Origin of the sequence: Edaphosphingomonas fennica (assembly GCF_003034225.1) — a bacterium.
GTDB classification, from domain to species: Bacteria; Pseudomonadota; Alphaproteobacteria; order Sphingomonadales; family Sphingomonadaceae; genus Sphingomonas_E; species Sphingomonas_E fennica.
On the sequence record NZ_PHHF01000052.1, the window covers coordinates 18,797 to 27,079 of the forward strand.

7 protein-coding genes are annotated in these 8,283 nt (G+C 64.5%); 4 read left to right on the top strand and 3 right to left on the bottom strand.

From position 1 onward, the window contains the following. Positions 1-315: 315 nt before the first annotated feature. Positions 316-3,168, top strand: a complete 2,853-nt coding sequence (locus CV103_RS22880; protein WP_245896819.1) for an AAA family ATPase — start codon at positions 316-318, stop codon at positions 3,166-3,168. Continuing rightward, positions 3,165-4,472, top strand: coding sequence for an McrC family protein (locus CV103_RS13035; RefSeq protein ID WP_107395169.1), 1,308 nt, complete (start codon positions 3,165-3,167; stop codon positions 4,470-4,472). The genes CV103_RS22880 and CV103_RS13035 overlap by 4 nt, the downstream gene beginning before the upstream one ends. Before the next feature lie 54 nt (positions 4,473-4,526). On the opposite strand, the gene CV103_RS13040 is transcribed toward CV103_RS13035, so the two are convergent. Then, positions 4,527-4,847 (bottom strand): DUF736 domain-containing protein, encoded by a 321-nt coding sequence (locus CV103_RS13040; protein WP_107395170.1) that lies wholly within the window; start codon positions 4,845-4,847, stop codon positions 4,527-4,529. 622 nt (positions 4,848-5,469) lie between these two features. Here CV103_RS13040 and CV103_RS13045 point away from each other — a divergent pair. Together CV103_RS13045 and CV103_RS13050 are read left to right on the top strand one after the other, a co-directional pair. Then, a complete protein-coding gene (locus CV103_RS13045) occupies positions 5,470-5,718 on the top strand; it encodes an AbrB/MazE/SpoVT family DNA-binding domain-containing protein (protein ID WP_107395171.1) in 249 nt (82 codons plus the stop codon). Then, positions 5,715-6,104 carry a type II toxin-antitoxin system VapC family toxin gene (locus CV103_RS13050; RefSeq protein ID WP_107395172.1) on the top strand — a complete coding sequence of 130 codons (390 nt, stop codon included), beginning with the start codon at positions 5,715-5,717 and terminating at the stop codon, positions 6,102-6,104. Before CV103_RS13045 ends, CV103_RS13050 begins: the two co-directional genes overlap by 4 nt. A 19-nt stretch (positions 6,105-6,123) precedes the next feature. Here the strand turns inward: CV103_RS13050 and CV103_RS13055 are convergent, their stop codons facing one another. After that, positions 6,124-7,056 (bottom strand): DUF2493 domain-containing protein, encoded by a 933-nt coding sequence (locus tag CV103_RS13055; RefSeq protein ID WP_107395173.1) that lies wholly within the window; start codon positions 7,054-7,056, stop codon positions 6,124-6,126. Positions 7,057-7,315: 259 nt separating this feature from the next. Further along, on the bottom strand, positions 7,316-8,283 hold a 968-nt coding region (locus CV103_RS13060), incomplete at its 5' end, for a DUF7146 domain-containing protein (protein WP_107395177.1).

Genomic DNA, 8,283 nt, shown 5'->3' on the forward strand with positions numbered 1-8,283 from the left:
GCCGCAATCACCGCGTGAGACACGCGGCCGCACGCGCCAGCGTAAGCGGACCCTTTACGGGTTGATTGAAGGAGGCCGGGGCTCGCGCCCAGGGATCAGCGGCTCAAATGAGCGGGAGCGGAGTTTGCTGCCGGTCGGCCTCAGCCGTGCCGCCAACGTCGCATTTCCCGAGACTGGACCTTCCCGACACGATATCCGGTTTCATTTCGACAATGATGCCGGCCAATCGCGAGGCGACTTGCCGCTTTACAGATTCTGAAGATGCCGCACTTATGGGTGCAGCATTGCGTATCCGGGGCACGTTTTGGGGGGAAAGTGAGAGAAGCTGAGTTTCGAGACTGGCTGCTGAACAAGGGATATGCCGCGCATTCGGTCGATAGCGACATCAGCCGGATGAGGCGGGTGGAAGCGGCGATGCCGGATTATGATTTGCCCGACCGCGATCTCGATTCCGCATTCGAACGCGACGAACTGGAGGGTGTGCTCGCGGCGCTGCGTGGATCGATCGATGCACTGCCGGAAAAGACGCCGCCCGAGGCGCTGGTCCCGCGATCGAACAATTATGACGAGCGCCTTCGCAAGGCGCTGCGCTGCACGGAGCTCTACCGCGACTTCTGCCGGGAGGCCGACGGGGCCGCGCCGGGTGATGCCGAGCGTGTGCGGCGCTATGCCCTCGATCGTTATATTCGCCCGGCTCGAACGCAGGGCCGCCCGCACGTCGATATCCCGGTCCGGGAGGTCAACGAAGCGCTCGATCTGAAGAACCACTACAAGAATATCTGTCAGGCGCTGGCCGGGCCGAAGATGCAGGCGCTTGCCGGCGTCCCGGCACCGGCACGGCCGGAGAAGATCGACAGCCCTTTCACCATCTTCCGGTTCGAACTGGGCGGTTTCGATCGCCGCATGCTCGAACGGCTGCGGCGCATGTTCGAGCAAAAATATCCGGACTTCCGGGATTTCACGGAAAGCGCCGGCTATGGCTCGGCCGAGGACGACTACAAGCGTGCCCTCATCGCCCGGACCGATGAACTGTTGACTGAATATCGAGACGCTGACGATGCGGCGCTCGGCGCGGCACTACTCGATCTCATCTCCGGAAGGGGCGGTCTGCGAAGCAATCTGCTCGACTGGCGCGTTGCGAAGCTGGTCGCCGACATTCGCAGCTCGGTGCCCGGGGTTATGGAAGAGGCCGCGGGAAGCCTGGCCCGGGACGAAGACGGCATTGCGGCCGTGGCCGGGTTCGCCGAGCGGATGTGGCCCTATCTTAATGAGAAGGTTCCAGGAAGCCGGCCCTTCGCGGAAAGCCGCACAATCCCGACGATGGTGCGGGCGATGGTGGATCCGCTGCAAATCATCGGCATCCGCTCGACGCCGACGGACAACGCCGCGAAGATGTTGCTGGGACGACCGGCATTCGCTTTGCAGCCGCTTACGGCAAGCGAGCTGGAGGGCGTCGTGGGCCTCGCCCGGCGCATCTTCGACATCATGAAAGACGAATGGCGCTGGAAGCCGCGCGATCTCTGGGACGTGCAGGGCTTCTTCTGGGAAACCTGCCAGAAACGCCTCGCCCCCGACGAAAACCGCGCAGTGCTCGACGACGAAATGGACACAGACATGGACAGCCCGACCAACCTTATCCTCTATGGGCCACCGGGCACCGGCAAGACTTACGCGACGGCCCGCGAAGCCGTGCGCCTGTGCGGCGAAAGCGTGCCGGACGACCGGGAAGAACTGATGGCGCTTTATCGCTCCCTCGCCCAGAAGGGCCGGATCGAGTTCGTCACCTTTCACCAGAACTTCAGCTATGAGGATTTCGTCGAGGGCCTGCGCCCCACCACCGGCGATTCCGAGGATGACGGCGACGCATCCGCAGGGTTCAGCCTGCAGGCACAGGACGGCATCTTCAAGCAGATCGCCGATGTCGCGGCCAGCAACCGCGGGAAAGTGATCGATAACGGTCCGCGGTCGATCGATCGCAGCCGCAAGGTCTTCAAGATGTCGTTGGGGCGCAGCCGGTCGTCGGCCGACGACATCATCTATCAGGACGCACTGCGCGATGGCTATGTCGTGCTGGGCTGGGGCGGCGACGTCGACTGGTCGGATCGCCGCTATGACGAGTGGGAAGCGATCAAGGAGCGCTGGCGGCAGGACCATCCCGAAGCCAGCGGCAACGACCCCAACATGTCGCAGATGTATACGTTTCGCATCAATATGGAGGTCGGTTCGCTGGTCATCGTTTCCGATGGCAACCGCAAGTTCCGGGCGATCGGTGAAGTGACCGGCCCCTATCAGTTCGTTCCCGGACCGAACGGCGAATATAATCACCGCCGCAGCGTTCGCTGGCTGTGGCACAGCGACGAGAGCCTGCCGCGCGAGCGCGTCTACAGCAAGGAACTCAGCCAGGTCTCCGTCTATCAGATGAACAGTCGCTACGTGAACTGGGACGGTCTGGAGCAGACCGTCACCACAGGCGGCGATGACGCGGCGACGAGCGGGACGCCCGAGGGGCATGTGCTGATCATCGATGAGATCAACCGCGCCAATATCTCGAAGGTCTTCGGCGAGCTGATCACGCTGATCGAGACCGACAAGCGCCTTGGCATGCCCAATGCGCTGACCGTCCGCCTGCCTTATTCGAAGACCCTGTTCGGCGTTCCGGCCAATCTGCACATCATCGGCACGATGAACACGGCGGACAGGTCGATCGCACTGCTCGACACCGCGCTCCGCCGCCGCTTCACCTTCCGCGAGATCGCGCCGGAACCGGAGTTATTGGCCGATGCCGCAGCGCGCTGTGGCATCGCGCTGCCGGCCATATTGGGCACGATCAACGATCGGATAGAGTATCTGATCGATTGCGAGCATCGGATCGGCCACGCCTTTTTCATGGATTGCGCGACACGCGCCGATGTCGATGCGGTCATGCGCGACAAGATCATCCCGCTTCTCGAGGAGTTCTTCTTCGAAGACTGGGGGCGGATCCGCGCGGTGCTGGGACACGGCTTCATCGGCGAGCGCACGTTGAAAGCCCCGCCCGGCTTCGACGGACTCGAGCGCAAGAGCTGGTTCGTGCGCATGCCTTTCGCGGATGACGCCTATGAGAGGCTTATCTCACCGTCCGGGGAGGATGACGCCATCACCGTTGAGCCCGAGGCGCAGCCGGCGTGACGCACCGTTCGGTTTCCGAATGGGGCCGGGTTCCGATCGGTGCGCAGGGATTCACGGCAGAGGAGGCGGATGCGCTTGTCGCTGCGGCAAGGATGCACCCGCTGGGCGGTGAGGATGGAGCTGGCATCCTGTCCGATCACCGGCACTATCTGCGCGCTGGTCAGATGGTCGGCGTGCTTGCCGCCCCGGGATGCAGCCTCGAAATCCTCCCCAAGGTCGATCGGGACGCGCCGGACGAGGATGCCCCGTCGGTTCGCCGGCGGCTGATCGGTCTGCTCGATCTGGCGCTCGGGCTTGAGATCGGCGCCGGCGCGAGCGCCAGCATTGGGCGCGGCGCCGAAAATCTGCTTGAGATCCTGATCCGCATCTTCGCCGAACGGCTCCTTGCTGAAGCACGGTGTGGTCTGCCCAGGCGCTATCTGCCCCACGAAGAGGATCTCTCCGTCGTCAGAGGCCGCATCGATCTGGTTCGGCAGTTCACTCACCATGCGGTGCGTCCCGATCGGCTTGCCTGCCGCTATGACCAGCTTTCCAGCGATATTCCGCTCCTGCAGATCATGAAAGCCGCAGTCCGGACACTGCGGGGACTGAGCCGGTCGCCGGAGACACAGCGTCTCCTCGATGAACTGCGTTTCCTCCTGGCCGATGTCCGCGACATTCCACTCAGCGCGCTGCCGTGGGACCGGGTGCGGATCGACAGGACGAACAGGCGCTGGGAGAGCTTGCACGCCATGGCGAGCCTGCTCGTCCGGCGCGACTGGCAGGCGACGGGGCATGATCGCCATGCACAGCACGGGATATCGCTGCTCTTTCCGATGAACGACCTGTTCGAGGCCTCGGTCGCGACGCTTCTGAGACGCGCATTGGCCGGGAGCGGGATCGAAGTGGTGGCGCAGGGCGGCCTGCGCTACTGCCTTGGCGACTGGAGCGCCGATGAGGATTGTTCGGGCGATCTTTTCCAGACGCGGCCCGACCTCATGTTTCGGCGCGGCGGCGAGATCGTCGCGATCATCGACACCAAGTGGAAGTGCCTGGCCGCCGATCCACTCGATCGCAAGCGCGGCGTATCCCAGGCGGATGTCTATCAGATGATGGCCTATGCCCGCCTGTACCGATGCGACCGGCTGATGCTGCTCTACCCGGCGCGGCCGGGGACGCCTCCCGCCAGCATCTCCCGCTTCGGACTGGACGGCGGCCGGGAGATGCTGGCGCTGGGCGAGGTCGATCTGGCGAGCGCCTTGCCCGAGGCGCAGCGCCGGCTTGCTGGCCTGGTGGAACAATTGTCGCTCGTCCCGGCCCTATAAAAGCGGCTCAACGAGCTGGCGGCCCCGCCCGGAGGCGGGGCCGCCTCGGGCCGGTCAGGCCGGCGGGTTCCAGATGATGACCTTCTTCATCGGATCCTCGCCAGGCGCGTTGGCGATGTTGCCGTAGATGGTGCCGAACTCCGGCGCGGACAGCGATACCGAGACATATTCGGCGCCGGTGGTCTGCGAGTAGCGGTTCCAGCCCGCGCCCAGCTCGAAGCCGTTCTTGCGGCTGATGATCCGGAAGTCGGGCTCGCTTTCCTTCGCCTTGCGGGCGTTGGGGACGATGGCGATCGGCGCACTGACCGTCAGGGTCGCGAGCGTGCCTTCGAGGCTGCCGTCGTTCTTCACGTTGAGGTTAGCGATCGTGGCCATGATGAAAACTCCTTTGGTTGCTCGGGGACCGTCCCCGATGACGCCCAAAGGAGAGCCCGGCCGCCGACGTCACCTGGAGCGCAGCGCAAGGGGAACCCCCTTGCGGGGTTGACGGCACAAGGCGGCCGAGGATCGTATGCAGGCGACACATGAGGGGTCGGTCGTGAGCAACCGAAGTAATCAGGATTTCCCGGCCACCGCTATTCGTCGAAGAATGAGGCATGTCCGCGCACTTCTCACACCTGCGTTCCGGCGCTTCACGCTCCGCCCGCGGGCAGGAGGCATTTGCGAGCGCCTCCATGGCAAGACCGAAGGCCGGAAAGGGACCGCTGGACCTTCTCGCAATTTCGGGGCGGCGATCCGTGTCGGTTGATGTCGTGTACCGATCGGACCGTCAGCTGTGCTATCGCGAGGGCGGTAAGCTCCATGGTTGAGGACCATCGTACCCTGGGGCGATCGGACCCGGCCCACCAGTCAGGCAGCCGCCGAGCCGGGCCGCCATGCCTACGCCCTCTTATCAATGAACTTTGGGACAAAAATGGAAATCGTGACACGATTGCCTATTTATGCCATAAACTCCGTATTGAGCCATTGATCGTAGAAAAGGACAAAGGAGGCCGCCGTGACGATACAGGTCAACATCACGCCCACCGGCCGGATGAGCCTGCCGGCCGATCTTCGCAAGCGGCTCGGCCTGAGCGATGGCGGCGCGGTGTTTCTCGAAGAAACCGCCGACGGCGTCGTGCTGCGTACGGCGGCGCAGGCCGTCGCGCACGCACGCGCCATTGCAAAGCGTTACACGCAGGATCGGAACGACGAGGCCTCCGTCGCGGCCTTCATCGCGCATCGCAAGACGGAAAGCGGTGAATGAGCGAGATCATTCTCGATGCGTCTGCCCTGATCGCGATGCTCAACGAGGAGCCAGGCGGTACGAAGGTCGCACAAAACATCGCTTCGGCCCGGATGAATACGGTCAACTACGCCGAAGTCGTCAGCCACTATATCCGGCTCGGCATGCCCGAACGCGAGGTCGATGCCATGCTCGATCCTCTGCCGATGACGGTCGTGCCCGCCGACAAAGCCCTGGCGCAGCTGGCGGGCCGGCTTCGGGCAACGACGGCCGACGCCGGCTTGTCGCTGGGAGATCGCTTTTGTCTTGCGCTTGCCGTTCATGACGGTTTGCCCGCCTGGACTGCCGACAAGGCCTGGCGGACAGTCGCCGAGGCCGCCAAAGCCGAGGTCGTCGTCATCCGCTAAGGGGGACATGCGCGCAGCGTCAGCCGCTGCGCTTGCGGAAATCCCAGATACGGATGCCCATTTTGCGGGCCTTGTCGGCCAGATTGTCCTGGATACCGGTTCCGGGGAACACCACGACCCCTTTGGGACAGGCTTCCAGCATCGCGTCATTGCGCTTGAACGGGGCTGCCTTCTTGTGGTGGTTCCAGTCCGGCCGATACGGATCCTGCGGCACCTTGCGATCACGGGCCCAGCAGGCGGCAATGCGCTCGGCCCCCGTAGGCGTGCCCCCGTGCATGAGGATCATGTTCGGTAAATGGGTATGGACCTTGTCCAGCACCGCATAGATGCGCTGGTGATCATTATAATCGGCCCCGCCGGTAAAGGCGACGCGCACGCCATCGGGATCGAGAAGCCGCTGCTTCTGATATTCGCGCCTGTTGATCTGCTTGCGGCTGTCGAGCACCGTCGCGGTCAGGGTCTTGTGATTGACCATCGCTCCGGCACGGGGAAGCCAGGGCTTGCGGATATGAATGCGGAACTGGTCGGCGGCGGCATCGCGGAAGAACTCCATGGTGTCGCGGCGTTCGAGCATCGTGATCCCCTCGGCGATCATGCGCTCGAGCTCGACCGACTTCACCTCGCTGCCATCCTGTTCGCGCTGCATCCGCTTCTGCGCCTGTTCATTGTCGTCAAGTTCGCGTTCGATCCGCTCGCCGGCGCGGTGGAAGACATTGACGATGCCCCAGGCGAGATCTTCGAGATCGGGTTCGATCCGCGTGTCGATCAGGCAGGAGACCAGTGCGTCGAACATATCGGCGACAGCTCCGCCGGCGACGCGGTCGTCGGGCAAGGGGCGATGATCGGGCTCGTCTTCGAAGGGCCGGTGCCCGTAAAGCTGCATTTCCTGAAGCAGGTAGGCGGTGGAGCCGGGTTGAGGCTCGTGACCGTCGGGTTCGTCGTGGATCGCCATGGAAAGTCTCCGTCGCGTGGCAGCCGCGCCTCTCGCGGCCTTCGTGGCGACACCCGGCGGCAGGCGCAGCGGGGCAGAACCGTGCCATGCAAGGGCACGGCCGGAGCGAAGCGGAGGGTGGCGGACCGCGGCTATTTTGCTTCGCGATGCAAAGGGGCGTCCGCCCCGGCGGAAAATAGCCGCAAGGTCCGCCATTGCCGCCCCGTGGCGTTTGCCGCAGTCGCCCTCTGACGAAGGCACAAGAGCGCGGCCTCTCGCGTCAGGTGAGCCCCATGCGGGCCGGAAGCCGATGGTGCGTCCCGCCCGCTTTCGCGCATGCCGGTATCAGCAGATGCGTGACGTCCGACCGATGGAGCTGCCCCTTGAGGCACTGGCCCAACCGTTCCCGGCCAAACGCGGTGAGGTCGCTGTTGAAATCGTCGAGCCGGGGTTCGAGCGGGAGCACCTCAACGCCCGCTGGAAGCCCCCGCCGCGTCAATGTCGTCAGCGCTCCCGCGCCAGCAGGATCGTCGTCGCGCGCGACATAGAGGCGCTTCAGCCCGGCCGGGAACAGGATGGCAGCGAGATGGGCCGCGGAGAGACCGGCGATCATCGGCACAGCCGGCATCACCTGCCGCAGCGACAACAGGGTTTCGATGCCTTCGCCCGCGACCATAACCGGTCCGGCCCGCCCGAATCGCACACCATGCCCAAGGAGGCGACCCATCGCTCGGCGGGGATAGGCAACCGGCGCCTTGCCGGAACCGTCAGGCGCCAGCCAGGTGCGATGCACGCCGGTGATCGTGCCATCGAGATCGGTGACCGCCGCGATGATCGCCGGCCACGCGGGGCGGACATTGGCGACATCCTCGTTCGAGGCACGATAATAGCATCGTTCGTGGCAGCGCAGGGAATCGATGCCCGACAGGTCGGTAATGGACCGCGTTGACAGGTAGCGCCGCGCGACCGTTCCGCCGATCGGCTTCGCCGCCGCCCATAATCGCCGCGCCGCCTCCGGCGTTCCTGTCGCCGCCCTGGCCTTGCGGGCTGGCGGATCTTTGCCCGCCGGCGCCATTGGCAGGCTGAGAAACCGCCGTGCCTCGTCGAGCGTTTCGCGCAGCGTGGCATGTCCGCAGCAGATCGCGATCACATCGAGCAGATCGCCATGATTGTCAACGGCGGAGCAAAAACCGGCCATTGGGCGGCGCAAAACCAGGCCACTGGCGCTGCTGCGAGCGGGGAACGTCG

What these genes read in the sequence shown, in the direction of transcription:
- CV103_RS13040 (WP_107395170.1), bottom strand. Translation starts at nt 4,847, where the DNA reads ATGGCCACGATCGCTAACCTCAACGTGAAGAACGACGGCAGCCTCGAA.
- CV103_RS13050 (WP_107395172.1), top strand. Translation starts at nt 5,715, where the DNA reads ATGAGCGAGATCATTCTCGATGCGTCTGCCCTGATCGCGATGCTCAAC.
- CV103_RS13055 (WP_107395173.1), bottom strand. Translation starts at nt 7,056, where the DNA reads ATGGCGATCCACGACGAACCCGACGGTCACGAGCCTCAACCCGGCTCC.